Genomic DNA, 13,367 nt, shown 5'->3' with positions numbered 1-13,367 from the left:
AGTTCCTGAGTGGGCGGACAGGGAGGCCGATCGATGATCAGGCTTCCAGCACCACTCTGCCCGTCGACCCACCGACCTGTCCGGCCCAGGCCGCCTCGACCTCCGCCATGCGCACCGCCGTCGCGTCCACCCGGATGGTCCCGTCGGCGATCGCCGCCACGATCCCCGGGAGCTCCGCGACGAACGCCGCCCGACCGACGGAACCCTGGCCGCTCCCGACGATGGTCAGGCCGGACGCACGGAGCGCTGCGGAGGGGATCCGCGCCTCCTGGCCCGCCGTGGAGCCGATCGCAACCCAGTCGAGCCGGCGTCCGCGCTCCTGTCGCGCCGTGACGAGTGCGCGCATGACGTCCGCGGCGGGCTGGCCCCACACGTAGTCGATCACGACGTCGACGTCCGCGGCTGCCGCACCGACGGCGTCGACGTCGTCGAGCGGGACCACGACGTCCGCGCCGAGTGCCGGCAGCGCTCCGAGTCGGGTCACGTCCCGTCCGCTCGCGACGACGTGCTCGGCGCCGAGGTGCTTCGCGACCTGCACCGCCGCGGAGCCGGAGGCGCCCGTCGCGCCGAGTACGAGGACACGGCTGCCGGGCGCGAAGTCGATGCGGCGTCGGAGCGCGACCCACGAGGACATCACGGGGTTCGCGCCGGCGGCGACCGCGACCGGGTCGGCACCCTCGGGCAGGACGACGCTCGCCCGCGGGTCCACGGCGACCCGTTCGGCCATCGTGCCACGGGTGTCGCTCGCGACGGCGAAGTAGCGGAGCGTCCCGTCGGGGAACCGCCCGACCGCGTCGACGCCGGGGACGAGGGGGAGCGCCCCCTCGCTGGTGTAGTGCGAGCCGTCGGCCTGGGACCGCACCCGTGGGTGGAGTCCGGCGGCGACGACGTCGACGACCACCTCGTCGGCGGTGGGGACGGGGTCGGTGAACTCCTGCCAGACCGGGGTCCGGCCGAACTCGGTGACGACGGCTGCGTGCATGACTGCCTCCTGAAAGGTTCGTGTTACGAACAAAGTAGTTCGTAACACGAAGTGAGTCAAGTAGGCTGACGGTATGCAGGAGATGACGGAGGACGAGCGGCTCGTCGACGCCCTCGGCGAGAGCGCGTTCCGGACGATGGGTGCCCTGACCGGCATCGCGGCGGACGCCGGGCTGTCGCTCACGCAGCTGCGGGTGCTCGCGATCCTGCGTGACCGGCGGATGCGGATCGGAGACCTGGCGCAGTACCTCGGCCTCGAGAAGTCGACGATGACCGGGCTGGTGGCGCGCGCGTCGGCCAAGGGGCTGCTCGGGCGGGTGCCGAACGCCGAGGACGCCCGGGCGGTGGACGTCGTCATCACCGATGCCGGGCTCGACGTCGCCCGATCGCTCGAGGCGGCGATCCGGGAGTCGCTGGTGCCCTTGACCACCCGGTTGTCCGTGGGGGAGCGGGAGGAGCTGCGGGTGTTGCTCGAGCGGATGCTGCGCTGACCTGATCACGTATCAAAAATATTTGCATATGAAATGTTGCATTGCTACCCTGGAACTCGTGCCCGACCGGGTCCGAGAACGAGAGGTGAGTCGATGCGCACCATGGAACGGATCTTCCGCGACACGATCGCGGTCAAGGAGCGGGTCCTCGACGACCACGCGCTCCTCGCCGCCGCCGACGACGTCGCCGCTGCGATGGTCGCCACCTACCGCGACGGCGGTCGCGTGTACTTCTGCGGCAACGGTGGCAGCGCCGCCGACGCGCAGCACTTCGCGGCCGAACTGAGCGGTCACTTCATCTTCGACCGACCGCCCCTCGCGGCCGAGGCACTGCACGGCAACGCCTCGCACATGACCGCGGTCGCCAACGACTACGACTACGAGAGCGTCTTCGCCCGGGCGCTGACCGGCTCCGCCCGTCGGGGCGACCTGCTGGTGGCCATCAGCACTTCGGGCGACTCCGCGAGCATCGTCCGCGCAGCCGAGGCCGCACGGGTCAACGGGGTCTCGGTCGTCGCCATGACCGGTGCCGGTGGCGGCGCACTCGCAGCCCTGGCCGACATCGCGCTCCGCATCCCGTCGAACGAGACCGGCCGGATCCAGGAGTCGCACATCGTCTTCGTCCACGCGATCTCGGAGCGCGTCGAGCACGTGCTCTTCGCCGACGAGTACAAGCTCCCCGCCGAGCGCTCCTGCGCCTTCGAGTCCGCCGATGTGGCCGCTCTTCCTCGACCGTGACGGCGTGGTCAACCGGCGGATCGTCGGTGACTACGTCCGGAGCATCGAGGAGTTCGAGTTCCTCCCGGGGGCGCTCGACGCGCTCGTGTCCCTCGCCTCCTGGGCGCCTCGGATCGTCATCGTGACGAACCAACAGGGCGTCGGGCGCGGGATCATGTCGGCCCGTGCCGTCGACGAGGTGCACGCCGAGATGACCGCTCGGGTCGCCGCCGCCGGTGGACGCATCGACGACGTCCTCGTCTGCCCGCACCTCGCCGGTACCTGCCGGTGCCGCAAGCCGCTCCCCGGGATGCCGCTCGGCTGGCTCGCCGACCACCCCGAGGTGGATCCCAGCCGCTCGGTCATGGTCGGGGACTCCGACTCCGACATCGCGATGGGACGAGCCCTCGCCTGCCACACCGGTGGGTGCCGGACCGTCCGCATCGGGGACGAGGACCCCGCCGCAGCCCAGTCCTTCCCCTCTCTCGCCGCGTTCGCCGCGTCGATCGCCGACACCCGCCCGAACGGAGATCAGCCATGCACACCATCCGCAGTCGCGCACCCCTCCGCCTCGGCCTCGGGGGTGGCGGGACCGACGTCTCGCCCTACTCCGAGCAGTTCGGCGGCCGCGTCCTCAGCGTCACCATCGACCGCTACGCCTACGCGACGGTCTCCGTCGCACCGTCCGGCGTCGAGTTCCACTCGCCGGATCGGCAGTGCACCGGCCGTGCCGCGCACGCGGACCTCGACGCGCTGCTCCCCGACTTCGCCCTCCACGTCGCGGTGTACCGACGCATGATCCGTGACCACAACGGCGGTCGCGACGTCGCGCTCCGGCTCGCCACCGAGGTCGATGCACCTCCGGGGTCCGGGCTCGGTTCGTCCTCGGCGCTCGTCGTCGCGATGGTGCAGGCGATGGCGGAGTTCCTCGGCGCGAGCCTCGGGCAGTACGAGCTCGCCCGCACCGCGTGGGAGATCGAGCGCGTCGACCTCGGGCTCGCCGGCGGCTGGCAGGACCAGTACAGCGCGGTGTTCGGCGGCTTCAACTACATGGAGTCGGACCGCGAGCGCGTGGTGGTGAACCCCCTCCGCATCCGGCGCGAGGTGCAGGCGGAGCTCGAGGCATCCCTGCTGCTCTACTTCGGCGGGGTGTCGCGTGACTCGGCCGTGGTCATCGAGCAGCAGCAGCGCAACGTCGTCGCGGGTCGCGAGGACGCCCTGGCCGCGACGCACGCCGTCCGGGCCGAGGCCGAGCGGATGAAGAACGCGCTCCTCGTCGGCGACGTGCCGGACTTCGCGATCGGCCTGCACGAGGGATGGTCGGCGAAGAAGCGCACCGCGTCGAGCATCAGCAACGCAGCGATCGAGCGCGCGCACGAGGTCGCGGGCCGACACGGGATGATCGCCGGCAAGGTCTCCGGCGCCGGTGGCGGGGGCTTCATGATGCTCGTCGTCGACCCGGAGCGGCGGCTCGAGGTGACGCGGGCGCTCGAGTCCGAGTGCGGCGGGATCGTCACCGGCGCCCACGTGACCCACCACGGCGTCGAGTCGTGGTCGGTCGCGAAGGCGGTGCGGTGATGCAGGTCGTCGTCCTCGCCGGTGGGCTCGGCACCCGACTCCGCGGTGCGGTCCCGGACGGAACGCCCAAGCCGATGGCCCCCGTTGCCGGTCGGCCGTTCCTCGAGTGGCTGCTCGAGGACTGCGCGCGAGCGGGGGCGACCGAGTTCGTCCTGCTCGTCGGGCACCACGCGGCCGTCATCCGTGACCACTTCGGCTCCGCGTTCGACGGCGTCCCCGTCCGGTACTCGACGGAGACCAGCCCGCGTGGGACAGGCGGAGCGGTCCGGGACGCCCTCCCCCTGCTCCGTGATCGCTTCGTCGTGATGAACGGCGACACGTACGGCGCCGCCGAACTCCCGACGCTCCTCGCCGCGCTCGACGGCGCCGACTTCGCGATGACCCTCGCCACCGTCCCCGACGTCGGACGGTTCGGTGGGGTCGACACGGACGGCGCGCGCGTCGTGGCGCTCCGCGAGAAGGGATCGACGGGGCGGGGGCGGATCAACGCGGGTGTCTACGGCATGCGCAAGCAGTTCGTCGAGGCGTTCCCGACCGACCCGTTCGTCTCGTTCGAGCGCGACGTGATGGAGGTCAGGATCCCGGAACTCCGGCCGCCCTTCGTCGTCGGGGGTGCGACCTTCTTCGACATCGGGGTCCCGGACGACCTGCGCGCGGCCGACGCCTGGTTCCGCGAGCGCTGACGGACGAACGGGCCGTGGGACAGCGTCCTCAGCGCCCGTGCGCCCGCGCCGGGATCTGGGTCGCCAACTTGCCGCCGGACACGTCCAGCAGCGTCCCCGTGACGTACCCGGCAGCATCGCTCGCCACGAACACGAGCAGGTCGGCCACGTCGTCGGCCGTCTCCCACCGACGGAGCGACAGGGTGTCGAGCAGGCGGTCCTGGGCCTCGGCGGGCATCGTCGCGAAGCCGTTCATCGCCGTCGGCACCATCCCCGGGGCGTACGCGTTCACGGTGATGTCCCACGGGCCGAGCTCCGACGCGAGTACGCGGGTGAACGCCACGACGGCCGACTTCGACGCCGCGTAGGCAGCGCTCCCGACACTCGGCACGATCGCCGCGAACGACGCCGCGTTGATGATCCGTCCGCGCCCGGCGGCCTGCATCACGGGTGCCACGGCCTGGCTCATCAGGAAGGTCCCGCCGAGGTTCACGTCCATGCAGCGGCGCCAGTCGTCCCACCGCAGGTCGGCGACGACTCCCTCGACGTTGATGCCGGCGTTGTTCACGAGCACGTCGATCGTGCCGTGCCGGGCGACGACCTCGTCCACGGCGGCGCGGACGGACTCGGGGTCGGCGACGTTGCAGCGCACCCGGTCGACCGGCAGCGCGGCGCCGGCGGCGGCCTCGTCCCCGGCGGCGGCCCTGTCCCCGGCGGCGGGCGCGTCCGCGGCAGCGGGTTCGTCGAACGCCAGGTCGAGCGCGACGACCCGGCACCCCTCCGCGTGGAACCGCGCGGCGATCGTGGCACCGATGCCGCGCGCGGCTCCGGTCACGACGACCACGCGGTCGGTCAGGTCGAGGTGCATCGTCGCTCCCGTCGTCGGTGCGGCCGTGGTCCGGTCGCAGCAATAGGCATACTATTCCCCCATGAACGACGCACGCGTGCTCTGGATCACCGGCGGCGGCAGCGGCATGGGAGCGGCGAGCGCTCGTGCGGCCGCCCGCGACGGCTGGACGGTGGTGCTCAGCGGACGCCGGGCGGACCGGCTCGCCGCGGTCGCGACCGCGATCCGCGACGACGGCGGGACGGTGGACGTGCTGCCCCTCGACGCGAACGACCCGGAGGCCGTCGCCGCTGCCCGCGACACCCTGCTCGCGCAGTACGGGCGGCTCGACGGACTGGTCCTCGCCGCCGGGCTCAACAGCCCCCAGCGTCGGTGGGACGACCAGTCGCTGTCGGACTTCCGCGCCATCGTCGACACCAACCTCACCGCCGTCGTCACGGTCGTCGACGCGGCGCTGCCCGCGCTGCGCGAGTCCGGCGGGATCGTCGTGGTCGTGTCCTCGTACGCGGGCTGGTCGTTCCAACCCGGGGCCGGGGTCGCCTACTCGGCGTCGAAGACCGCGCTCGGCTCCGTCGTCCGGACGCTCAACCAGCAGGAGGCCGGGCACGGCGTCCGAGCGACCCACCTGTGCCCGGGTGACGTCGCCACCGACTTCCTCGACCAGCGCCCCTCGGTGCCGGACGCGGCCGCACGCGCGGTCATGCTCCAGCCGGAGGACATCGCCCGCTCGGTCTCGTTCGTGCTCGAGGCCCCGTCGCACATGCGCGTCGACGAGCTCGTGGTCAGCCCGGTCTCCCAGCGGTGATCTTCGACCGGGTGCTCGACGGGCTCGGCGCCGCAGTCGTCGACGGATCGCTGCCGACCGGGCACCGAGACAGCATCGACGGGTTCGTCACCCGCACGGGCTCGAGCCGCAGCATCGTCCGCGAGGCCGTCCGCGTCCTCGTCGGCCTCGGCCTCCTCAGCGCCGGTCGTCGCGTCGGGCTCCGAGTCCTGCCCGCGTCGGAATGGGACGTCCTCGACCCGCGCGTCATCAGCTGGCGGCTCGCCGGTCCGGAGCGTGGGGTCGTCCTCGCGGAGTTGCGCGCGCTGCGCCGCGCGGTCGAGCCGGTGGCCGCTGCGGCCGCCGCCGGGCGCGCGTCCGACGCGTCGCACCGTGCCGACCTGGAGGCGCTGCTCGCCGCCGCCGACCGCCTCGCCGCCGCCACGGGTCCGGACGACGCGGCCACGTTCCTCCAGGCAGACCGCGAGGTCCACCGACTGGTGCTGGAGCTGTCCGGGAACGCGATGTACGGACGGCTGCACCGCGTGGTCGCGCGCGCACTCGACGACCGGGCGGGCATCCGGCCGGACGCGACGGACGTCGCACTGCACGGGACGGTGGTGCGGGCGATCGCGGCCGGGGACGCGGACGCGGCGGCCGACGCGATGCGTTCGATCCTCGACCGCACCTGAGGGTCAGCGGACGACCCGCCAGCTCTCGCGGCTGCGGACGAAGTAGTCGGCCTGCAGCGACTCGAGGCTCGGACCCTCACCCTCGATCGCCGCGTCGATCGCTCGCTCGTACGCCGCTGCGTCGCCGCCGGCCGCCACGAGCCCGGAGTGGTCCGCGCCGAACAGGTCCTTGAGGAAGTCGGTGTCCTCGCCGACCGTCGGCGTGCCCATCTCGAGCGCGCGGACGGTCACCCCGGACTGGAAGTACTGCCGGTACGTCAGCAGGTGCACCCATGCGCTGCCGAGCAGGTCGTCGAGCTCGTGTTCCTCGACGAAGCGGTTCTGGACGGTCCATCCGGGGACGTCGGGCCACCCGCGACCGACGATCGTGGTGTCCCAGCCGCGGGCACGGAGCCGGGGGCCGAGCGCCGCGAGCAGGTCGAGGTTGCGCACCGGCTTGAACTGCCCGGCGACGAGGATCGAGGGGCGCGCGGTCTTCGGGACCCGGCGCCCGGTGGCGAGGATCGGGTGCAGGACGTGTTCGATCCGGTGGTGGGGCAGTGCCCGCCGTGCGATCCGGAACGCGTGCGGGTTGGACACGAGGACCGTGGGGCGGTGCGCTTCCGGTGCCGCCGCGGCCCAGCGCTGCGACCGTTCGGAGTGGCCGTACTGCTTCCGCAGGGGCGAGGGGTCGTGGAGCATCACGTAGCGGGGGCCGTGCGGGGACGACCACAGCCGGGCTTCGAGGAGCCCGAGGCTGGGCCAGGACTGCATGACCGGTCGGCGTTCGGCCCGCTGCTGTCGGATGTTGTGCACCGCGTTGGCGAGCATGCGGGCCTTGCCGAGCGCGCCGGGCATGCCCTCGACCGGACGGGACCAGGGTGCGAGGGTCGCGGAACCGCCCGCGCTCGCGAAGACGTCCTGCAGCTCGCGTTCGTAGTGGTGCTGGACGACCGGGATCGGGTCGCAGAAGAGCAGGTCGATCACCGCTCGCCCCTGCCCGCCCCGAGGTCGGTCGTGGTGTTCTCGTCGTTCATGTCGGCCCCTTCGATCATTGTCAATGTATCACATATCAATTAGTATGTCTTCGAACCCGATCGAGAGGCCAGGATGAACGAGCACCGGAACCGCGCACGGACGACGGCGATCACGAGCATGCGGATCGTCCCGGAACTCCGGGCCGCGCACATCGAGCGACACCGACTCGGGACCCCTGCCGAGCTGCTCTACCTCGACACGAACTACGACCTCGCGGGCACGCCGCTCGTCGCGGGCATCCGACGCGTCACGATGCCGGGTGCGCTGCGGCGGTTCCTGCGCACCGCCGCCACCACGCTCGAGGTCCCCGAGCCGTACTGGATGCGCTTCTGGCCGAAGCACCTCGGGCTCGTGCTCGGCTTCAAGGCGGCGGGCGTGCTCCGGCGCCGCCGGCACCGCGTCGTCACCTACGCGATGGAGAACAACGCCCTCGCGACCCTGGTCGGCGGGCGGCGTCGGGTCCCCGGGTGGGCCGTCCGGGCCGTCGCACTCCTCATCGGCGGTGTCGCGCGCCTCACCCTGGACCGCATCTGCTTCGCGAGCGACGCCGCCCGGGTCGCGTACGCACGACTGCCGTTCCTGTCGGGGGTCGACCAGCGCACGACGCTCGAACTCCCGCGGGCGAACGACACGTCGGTGTCCGCCGAGCCGCTCTCGTGCGTGTTCCTCGGGGTGCTCGAGGAACGCAAGGGGCTGCGCGGGCTGACGATGGCGTGGGCTGCCGTCGAGGAGGCGCTCCCGGACGCGCGGCTCTCGATCGTCGGCCCCGGGCCGCTGCAAGCCGAGCTCGAGGCGTGGGCAGCGCGCCGTCCGGACAGCCGGACGGTGCTCGGACGGTTGCCCCACGGCGAGGCCGGCGCGCTGCTCGCGTCGAGTTCCGTGCTGGTGGCCCCGTCCGTGCCCGACGGTCGGTGGATCGAGCAGATTGGCCTCCCGATCAAGGAGGCGCTCGCCGCCGGGCTGACGGTGGTCACGACGGACCAGACCGGTCTGGCGCCCTGGCTCGTCGCACACGGGCACGAGGTCGTCGACGTCGACCCGTCCGGGCTCCCGGAGCGGCTCGCTTCGGCGCTCGTCCGGGCGCTGCGGAACCCGCTCGATCGTGACGAGGTCCGCGCCGCCCTCCCGGACCGTGACGGACGACTTGTGGCCGACGCGTGGTTGCACGAGCCCGTCGTGGGCACCTCGTCGGCAGCCGGTGCACCCGAGGCCGACGGGTAGGGTCGATCCGCGGCCGAACTCCGACCGCGCCGCACCGCGGATCGTGTTCGAAGGAGAGCACATGTCGTTCACCGATCTCGTCCCCGACCCCGGCGCCGTCGAGCGAATCGCGACGGGCAGCACCTGGGCCGAGGGGCCGTGCTGGATCCCCGCGAGCCGGACCCTGCGGTGGTCGGACATCCCGGGCGACCGGATCCTGCAGTGGCACGCCGACTCCGGCGAGACGTCGGTGTACGCGGAGGGGGTCGAGTTCACGAACGGCCGCACCCTCGACCGCGACGGCAGCGTCGTGCAGTGCTCGCACGGGAACCGACGGGTCGAGCGCGACCGGGACGGGGTCGTCACGCCGATCGTGGACGCGTGGGACGGCGTCCGGCTGAACTCCCCGAACGACGTCGTCGTCGCGCGGGACGGCAGCGTGTGGTTCACCGACCCGGCGTACGGCATCACCCAGCCGCGCGAGGGGCACCCGGGCGAGCGGGAGTACGGCGACCACTGGGTGTTCCGCTGCGGCCCGGACGGTGCGGACCTGCGGCCGGTCGCCACCGACCTCGACGAACCGAACGGGTTGGCGTTCGACCCGACCGAGCAGGTGCTCTACGTCGCGAGCTCGTCCGGCGACGACCCGGTCATCCGGGCGTACGACCGACGCGGCGACCGGGGCGACCTGCTCAAGAACGGTCGCGTGTTCGCGCGGTTGGAGCCCGGCGAGGGTGCCCCGGACGGCATCCGCGTCGACGCGCACGGCAACGTGTGGTCCTCGTCGCACCGGGGCGTGGTCGTGTTCGACCCGGACGGCACCCGGCTCGGCGAGATCGCGGTCCCCGAGGTCACCGCGAACCTGTGCTTCGGCGGCGACGACGGCACGACGCTGTTCCTCGCCGCGACGACGTCGATCTACCGGATCGCGACCACGACCCGGGACGCCGCCGCCGAGTAATCCGCTCTTCCGTCACCTGGAACTGCAATGTAGAATATCATTGCAGTCATCAGGTGAACGAGGGAGCGGGTATGTCCAAGCGTGCGGCGATCATCGGGACGCGCGGGTACCCGTCCTACTACGGCGGGTTCGAGACGGCCGTGCGGCACATCGCACCGCACCTGGCCGACGCCGGCTGGGACGTCACGGTCTACGGCCGTCCCGGACAGGAACGGGTGGACGATCCGTCGCTCGACCACCGGGTGACCCGGCGCACGACCCGTGGCCTCGAGTCGCGGTCGCTCTCGACCCTCACGTACGGCCTGACCGCCGTGTTCGACACGATCCGACGACGGCCGGACGTCGCGCTCGTGATGAACTGCGCGAACGGGTACTGGCTCCCGCTCCTGCGGCTCGCCGGCATCCCCACCGTGGTCAACGTCGACGGGATCGAGTGGGAGCGCGCGAAGTGGGGGCGACTCGCCAAGGCGGTGTTCAAGACCGGCGCCCGGGCCACCGCACGGTTCGCCGACCGGCTCGTCTTCGACGCCGACGCGATCGGCGACTACTGGCGTCGCGAGTTCGGCCGCTCCGGCGTGATGATCCCCTACGGCGGCACGGAGTCCGACGTCCTGCCGCTGCACCCCGACGACGCGCACCTCGCCGGGCGACCGTTCGCCCTCGTGGTGGCGCGGTTCGTGCCGGAGAACACGGTGGCCGAGTTCCTCGTCGCCGCGGAGCGCATCGCCGAGCGCCACCCGGTCGTCATCGTCGGGTCGACGGGCTACGGCGGGGAGCTCGACACCGCCGCGCAGGACCTCGCCGACCGGAGCCCGGACGTGACCTGGCTCGGCCACGTGTCCGACGACGACCGGCTCTTCGCACTCTGGCAGCACGCCGGCGCGTACTTCCACGGGCACAGCGTCGGCGGCACCAACCCGGCCCTCGTGCAGGCGATGCACTGCGGGGCGCCCACCGTGGCCCGCGACACCGTGTACAACCGCGAGGTCCTCGCCGGCACCGGCGTCCGGTTCGTCCAGCCCGACCCCGGCGCGATCGCCGATGCCGTCCTCGACCTGCTCGCCGACCCCGTCGAGCAGGAGCTGCTCCGGGGCAGCGTGCGTGACCGGGCCCGCTCGGCGTACACGTGGTCGGGCGTCTGTGGCGCGTACGAGCACGCCCTCGAGCAGCAGACCCGCGGCGTCACCGTCCGGAAGGCGGCCGCTGCCGTATCCTGACTCGGCCATGCAGTGCGACTACTTCGACCGCGGGGTGTGCCGCTCGTGCACGCTCATGGGGCAGCCGTACGCCGAGCAGGTCCTCGACAAGGAACTCCGCACGCGCGAACTCCTGCACGACGCGGTCGAGGCCGCCGGGGGTCCGGGTTCGGTCGAGTGGCTGCCCGCGATCACCAGCCCCGAGTCCGCGTACCGCAACAAGGCGAAGATGGTGGTCGGCGGGACCGTCCAGCACCCGACGGTCGGCATCCTCGACCACCGGCAGCGCGGGGTGGACCTGCGGCACTGTGGCATCTGCACGCCCGGGATCCAGCACGCGCTCCCGATCCTCGCCGGGTTCATCGCGGACGCCGGGCTCATCCCGTACGACGTCGCCAGCCGTCGGGGCGAGCTGAAGTTCGTGCTCGTGACGGAGTCGCCGGACGGGGAGCTCATGGTGCGGTTCGTCCTGCGCTCCGAGGGACAGCTGGCGCGCCTCCGGCAGCACCTTGCCGCGCTCCACCGGGTGCTGCCGAACGCCGTCGTCGTCACCGTGAACCTGCTCCCGGAGCACAAGGCCGTCACCGAGGGGGAGCGGGAGATCGTGCTCACCGAGCGGGAGACGCTCTCGATGCGACTCGGTGACGTCACGATGCACCTCCGCCCGCAGAGCTTCTTCCAGACGAACACGCACGTGGCCACCGAGCTGTACGCCCAGGCCTCGGCGTGGATCGACGAGGTGGCGCCGGCGTCGATGTGGGACCTCTACTGCGGCGTCGGCGGCTTCGCCCTGCACGCCGCCCGCCCCGGTCGCGCGGTGACGGGCATCGAGACCAGCCGCGAGGCCGTCCGGTCGGCGGCGCAGTCGGTGCGCGAGGCCGGCCTCGAGGGCGTCCGCTTCGCCGCGGACGACGCGACCGAGCACGCGCTCCGTGCCCGTCCCGACGCCGTCCCCGAGCTCGTCGTGGTCAACCCGCCGCGGCGCGGGATCGGCGAGACGCTGTCGACCTGGCTCGAGGAGTCGGACGTCCGGCACGTCGTCTACTCGAGCTGCAACCCGGTGACCCTGGCGAAGGACCTCGTGCGGATGCCGTCGCTGCGCCTGCGGCGCGCGCGGGTGCTCGACATGTTCCCGCAGACGGGCCACCTGGAAGCGGTGACGCTGCTGTCCCGAGGGTGACCGACCGGCGGACGGGAGGCGCGGGTCGGCGCCGCCACGTGCCTCCTGGCCGTCATTGCCAGGGAATTGCCAAGGTGGCGTACCCGGGTCCGCCGCGATGACCATGCCCATGGGGATCCACGCGTACAGGTTCTGTATCGCGAGACATAGCACCAATGGGTAGAACCGTTTGTCTCGGTTTGATAACGGTGAAGAGTTTCCTATGGTGGCCGACCGAGGCGCCACCGGCACGAGACCACTGCCCCCGGTGGCGCACCCCACGACACGACCGCGATCGGTCGGGACGGGCAGTGGCGATCGGCTCTCGATCCGTGGTCCCGGTGGAGCAATCAACCATGAAGAAGCTTTCTCGTACCCGCACCATCGTCGGTGGCCTCGCCTTCGCAGGCATCGCCGCGACGGGTGTCGGCCTCGCGGCGGCGCCCGCGAACGCAGCATCCGGCTCGACCTGGGACGCCCTCGCGCAGTGCGAGTCCGGCGGCAACTGGGCGATCAACACCGGCAACGGCTACTACGGCGGCCTCCAGTTCAACCTCGGCACCTGGCAGGCGAACGGCGGCACGGGCAACCCGGCCTCCGCGAGCCGTGCGACCCAGATCGCCGTCGCCGAGCGTGTCCTCGCCTCGCAGGGCTGGGGCGCATGGCCGGCCTGCTCCGCCCAGCTCGGGCTGAGCGGCACGACCGGCGCCGCCCCGCAGGCCGCCGCTCCGGCTCCGGCTCCCGCCGCCCCGACCCAGCAGGCTGCCCCGCAGCAGCAGGCGCCGGTGCAGCAGGCCGCCCCGCAGCAGGCCGCGCCGTCGACCCCTGCCCCCGCGACCGAGGCGGCTCCGGCTGCCCCGAGCAAGCCCGCGGCCGTCAAGACGAGCGGCAAGACCTACACGGTCGTGTCGGGCGAGACCCTCGACAGCATCGCGACGAAGCTGCACATCGACGGCGGCTGGAACAAGCTCTGGGCCGCGAACACGTCGACCATCGACGACGCGAACCTGATCTACGCCGGCCAGGAGCTCCAGCTCCCCGCCTGATCGTTCCTCCGATCGACAGGACGCCCGGTGACCGTGTGGTCACCGGGCGTCGTGCTG

Annotated in this window: 14 protein-coding genes and 1 pseudogene; 12 read left to right on the top strand and 3 right to left on the bottom strand. The window is 72.3% G+C overall.

Annotated elements, in window-relative coordinates:
- Positions 1-37: 37 nt before the first annotated feature.
- Positions 38-982, bottom strand: a complete 945-nt coding sequence (locus ACIPEP_RS01970; protein WP_402716329.1) for a zinc-binding dehydrogenase — start codon at positions 980-982, stop codon at positions 38-40.
- A gap of 73 nt (positions 983-1,055) precedes the next feature.
- Between ACIPEP_RS01970 and ACIPEP_RS01965 the strand changes: the two genes are divergently transcribed.
- The 5 genes and pseudogenes from ACIPEP_RS01965 (at position 1,056) to ACIPEP_RS01945 (ending at position 4,450) form a co-directional block, all read left to right on the top strand.
- Positions 1,056-1,472 (top strand): MarR family winged helix-turn-helix transcriptional regulator, encoded by a 417-nt coding sequence (locus ACIPEP_RS01965; protein ID WP_402716328.1) that lies wholly within the window; start codon positions 1,056-1,058, stop codon positions 1,470-1,472.
- A 93-nt stretch (positions 1,473-1,565) separates the two neighbouring features.
- A complete protein-coding gene (locus ACIPEP_RS01960) occupies positions 1,566-2,210 on the top strand; it encodes an SIS domain-containing protein (RefSeq protein WP_402716327.1) in 645 nt (214 codons plus the stop codon).
- Positions 2,185-2,646 (top strand): annotated as a pseudogene (locus ACIPEP_RS01955) (D-glycero-alpha-D-manno-heptose-1,7-bisphosphate 7-phosphatase); the annotation flags it as partial. The gene ACIPEP_RS01960 and the pseudogene ACIPEP_RS01955, both read left to right, overlap by 26 nt.
- Positions 2,647-2,726: 80 nt before the next feature.
- On the top strand, positions 2,727-3,767 hold the full coding sequence (locus ACIPEP_RS01950) for a GHMP kinase (RefSeq protein ID WP_402716326.1): 1,041 nt from the start codon (positions 2,727-2,729) through the stop codon (positions 3,765-3,767).
- On the top strand, positions 3,767-4,450 hold the full coding sequence (locus ACIPEP_RS01945) for a sugar phosphate nucleotidyltransferase (protein ID WP_402716325.1): 684 nt from the start codon (positions 3,767-3,769) through the stop codon (positions 4,448-4,450). The genes ACIPEP_RS01950 and ACIPEP_RS01945 overlap by 1 nt, the downstream gene beginning before the upstream one ends.
- 28 nt (positions 4,451-4,478) lie before the next feature.
- Here ACIPEP_RS01945 and ACIPEP_RS01940 read toward each other — a convergent pair whose 3' ends face one another.
- On the bottom strand, positions 4,479-5,297 hold the full coding sequence (locus ACIPEP_RS01940) for an SDR family NAD(P)-dependent oxidoreductase (RefSeq protein ID WP_402716324.1): 819 nt from the start codon (positions 5,295-5,297) through the stop codon (positions 4,479-4,481).
- A gap of 61 nt (positions 5,298-5,358) precedes the next feature.
- On the opposite strand from ACIPEP_RS01940, the gene ACIPEP_RS01935 reads away from it, so the two are divergent.
- Positions 5,359-6,081, top strand: coding sequence for an SDR family oxidoreductase (locus ACIPEP_RS01935; protein ID WP_092388093.1), 723 nt, complete (start codon positions 5,359-5,361; stop codon positions 6,079-6,081).
- Entirely contained in the window at positions 6,078-6,731 is a 654-nt protein-coding gene (locus tag ACIPEP_RS01930) for a FadR/GntR family transcriptional regulator (RefSeq protein WP_402716323.1), read from the top strand. Before ACIPEP_RS01935 ends, ACIPEP_RS01930 begins: the two co-directional genes overlap by 4 nt.
- Before the next feature lie 3 nt (positions 6,732-6,734).
- Here ACIPEP_RS01930 and ACIPEP_RS01925 read toward each other — a convergent pair whose 3' ends face one another.
- Complete coding sequence (locus ACIPEP_RS01925; RefSeq protein ID WP_402716322.1) at positions 6,735-7,697, bottom strand: glycosyltransferase; 963 nt, start codon at positions 7,695-7,697, stop codon at positions 6,735-6,737.
- 123 nt (positions 7,698-7,820) lie between these two features.
- Here ACIPEP_RS01925 and ACIPEP_RS01920 point away from each other — a divergent pair, with 123 nt between their 5' ends.
- The 5 genes from ACIPEP_RS01920 to ACIPEP_RS01900 all read left to right on the top strand — a co-directional run bounded on the left by ACIPEP_RS01920 (position 7,821) and on the right by ACIPEP_RS01900 (position 13,310).
- Positions 7,821-8,969, top strand: a complete 1,149-nt coding sequence (locus ACIPEP_RS01920) for a glycosyltransferase family 4 protein (RefSeq protein WP_402716321.1) — start codon at positions 7,821-7,823, stop codon at positions 8,967-8,969.
- Positions 8,970-9,030: 61 nt separating this feature from the next.
- Entirely contained in the window at positions 9,031-9,909 is an 879-nt protein-coding gene (locus ACIPEP_RS01915) for an SMP-30/gluconolactonase/LRE family protein (protein ID WP_402716320.1), read from the top strand.
- A gap of 71 nt (positions 9,910-9,980) precedes the next feature.
- Positions 9,981-11,126 (top strand): glycosyltransferase, encoded by a 1,146-nt coding sequence (locus ACIPEP_RS01910; protein WP_402716319.1) that lies wholly within the window; start codon positions 9,981-9,983, stop codon positions 11,124-11,126.
- Positions 11,127-11,133: 7 nt separating this feature from the next.
- Complete coding sequence (rlmC, locus tag ACIPEP_RS01905; protein WP_402716318.1) at positions 11,134-12,285, top strand: 23S rRNA (uracil(747)-C(5))-methyltransferase RlmC; 1,152 nt, start codon at positions 11,134-11,136, stop codon at positions 12,283-12,285.
- A gap of 335 nt (positions 12,286-12,620) precedes the next feature.
- Positions 12,621-13,310 carry a transglycosylase family protein gene (locus ACIPEP_RS01900; protein ID WP_071303314.1) on the top strand — a complete coding sequence of 230 codons (690 nt, stop codon included), beginning with the start codon at positions 12,621-12,623 and terminating at the stop codon, positions 13,308-13,310.
- Positions 13,311-13,367 lie beyond the last annotated feature (57 nt).

Origin of the sequence: Curtobacterium sp. NPDC087082, assembly GCF_044745045.1 — a bacterium.
In the GTDB taxonomy this organism is placed as follows: Bacteria; Actinomycetota; Actinomycetes; order Actinomycetales; family Microbacteriaceae; genus Curtobacterium.
The sequence above is the reverse complement of the archived record's forward strand: the minus strand, read 5'-3'. Positions and strand labels throughout refer to the sequence as shown.

What these genes read in the sequence shown, in the direction of transcription:
- ACIPEP_RS01920 (WP_402716321.1), top strand. Translation starts at nt 7,821, where the DNA reads ATGAACGAGCACCGGAACCGCGCACGGACGACGGCGATCACGAGCATG.
- ACIPEP_RS01910 (WP_402716319.1), top strand. Translation starts at nt 9,981, where the DNA reads ATGTCCAAGCGTGCGGCGATCATCGGGACGCGCGGGTACCCGTCCTAC.
- ACIPEP_RS01960 (WP_402716327.1), top strand. Translation starts at nt 1,566, where the DNA reads ATGCGCACCATGGAACGGATCTTCCGCGACACGATCGCGGTCAAGGAG.
- ACIPEP_RS01970 (WP_402716329.1), bottom strand. Translation starts at nt 982, where the DNA reads ATGCACGCAGCCGTCGTCACCGAGTTCGGCCGGACCCCGGTCTGGCAG.
- ACIPEP_RS01915 (WP_402716320.1), top strand. Translation starts at nt 9,031, where the DNA reads ATGTCGTTCACCGATCTCGTCCCCGACCCCGGCGCCGTCGAGCGAATC.
- ACIPEP_RS01945 (WP_402716325.1), top strand. Translation starts at nt 3,767, where the DNA reads ATGCAGGTCGTCGTCCTCGCCGGTGGGCTCGGCACCCGACTCCGCGGT.
- ACIPEP_RS01935 (WP_092388093.1), top strand. Translation starts at nt 5,359, where the DNA reads ATGAACGACGCACGCGTGCTCTGGATCACCGGCGGCGGCAGCGGCATG.
- ACIPEP_RS01940 (WP_402716324.1), bottom strand. Translation starts at nt 5,297, where the DNA reads ATGCACCTCGACCTGACCGACCGCGTGGTCGTCGTGACCGGAGCCGCG.
- ACIPEP_RS01950 (WP_402716326.1), top strand. Translation starts at nt 2,727, where the DNA reads ATGCACACCATCCGCAGTCGCGCACCCCTCCGCCTCGGCCTCGGGGGT.
- rlmC (WP_402716318.1), top strand. Translation starts at nt 11,134, where the DNA reads ATGCAGTGCGACTACTTCGACCGCGGGGTGTGCCGCTCGTGCACGCTC.
- ACIPEP_RS01965 (WP_402716328.1), top strand. Translation starts at nt 1,056, where the DNA reads ATGCAGGAGATGACGGAGGACGAGCGGCTCGTCGACGCCCTCGGCGAG.
- ACIPEP_RS01900 (WP_071303314.1), top strand. Translation starts at nt 12,621, where the DNA reads ATGAAGAAGCTTTCTCGTACCCGCACCATCGTCGGTGGCCTCGCCTTC.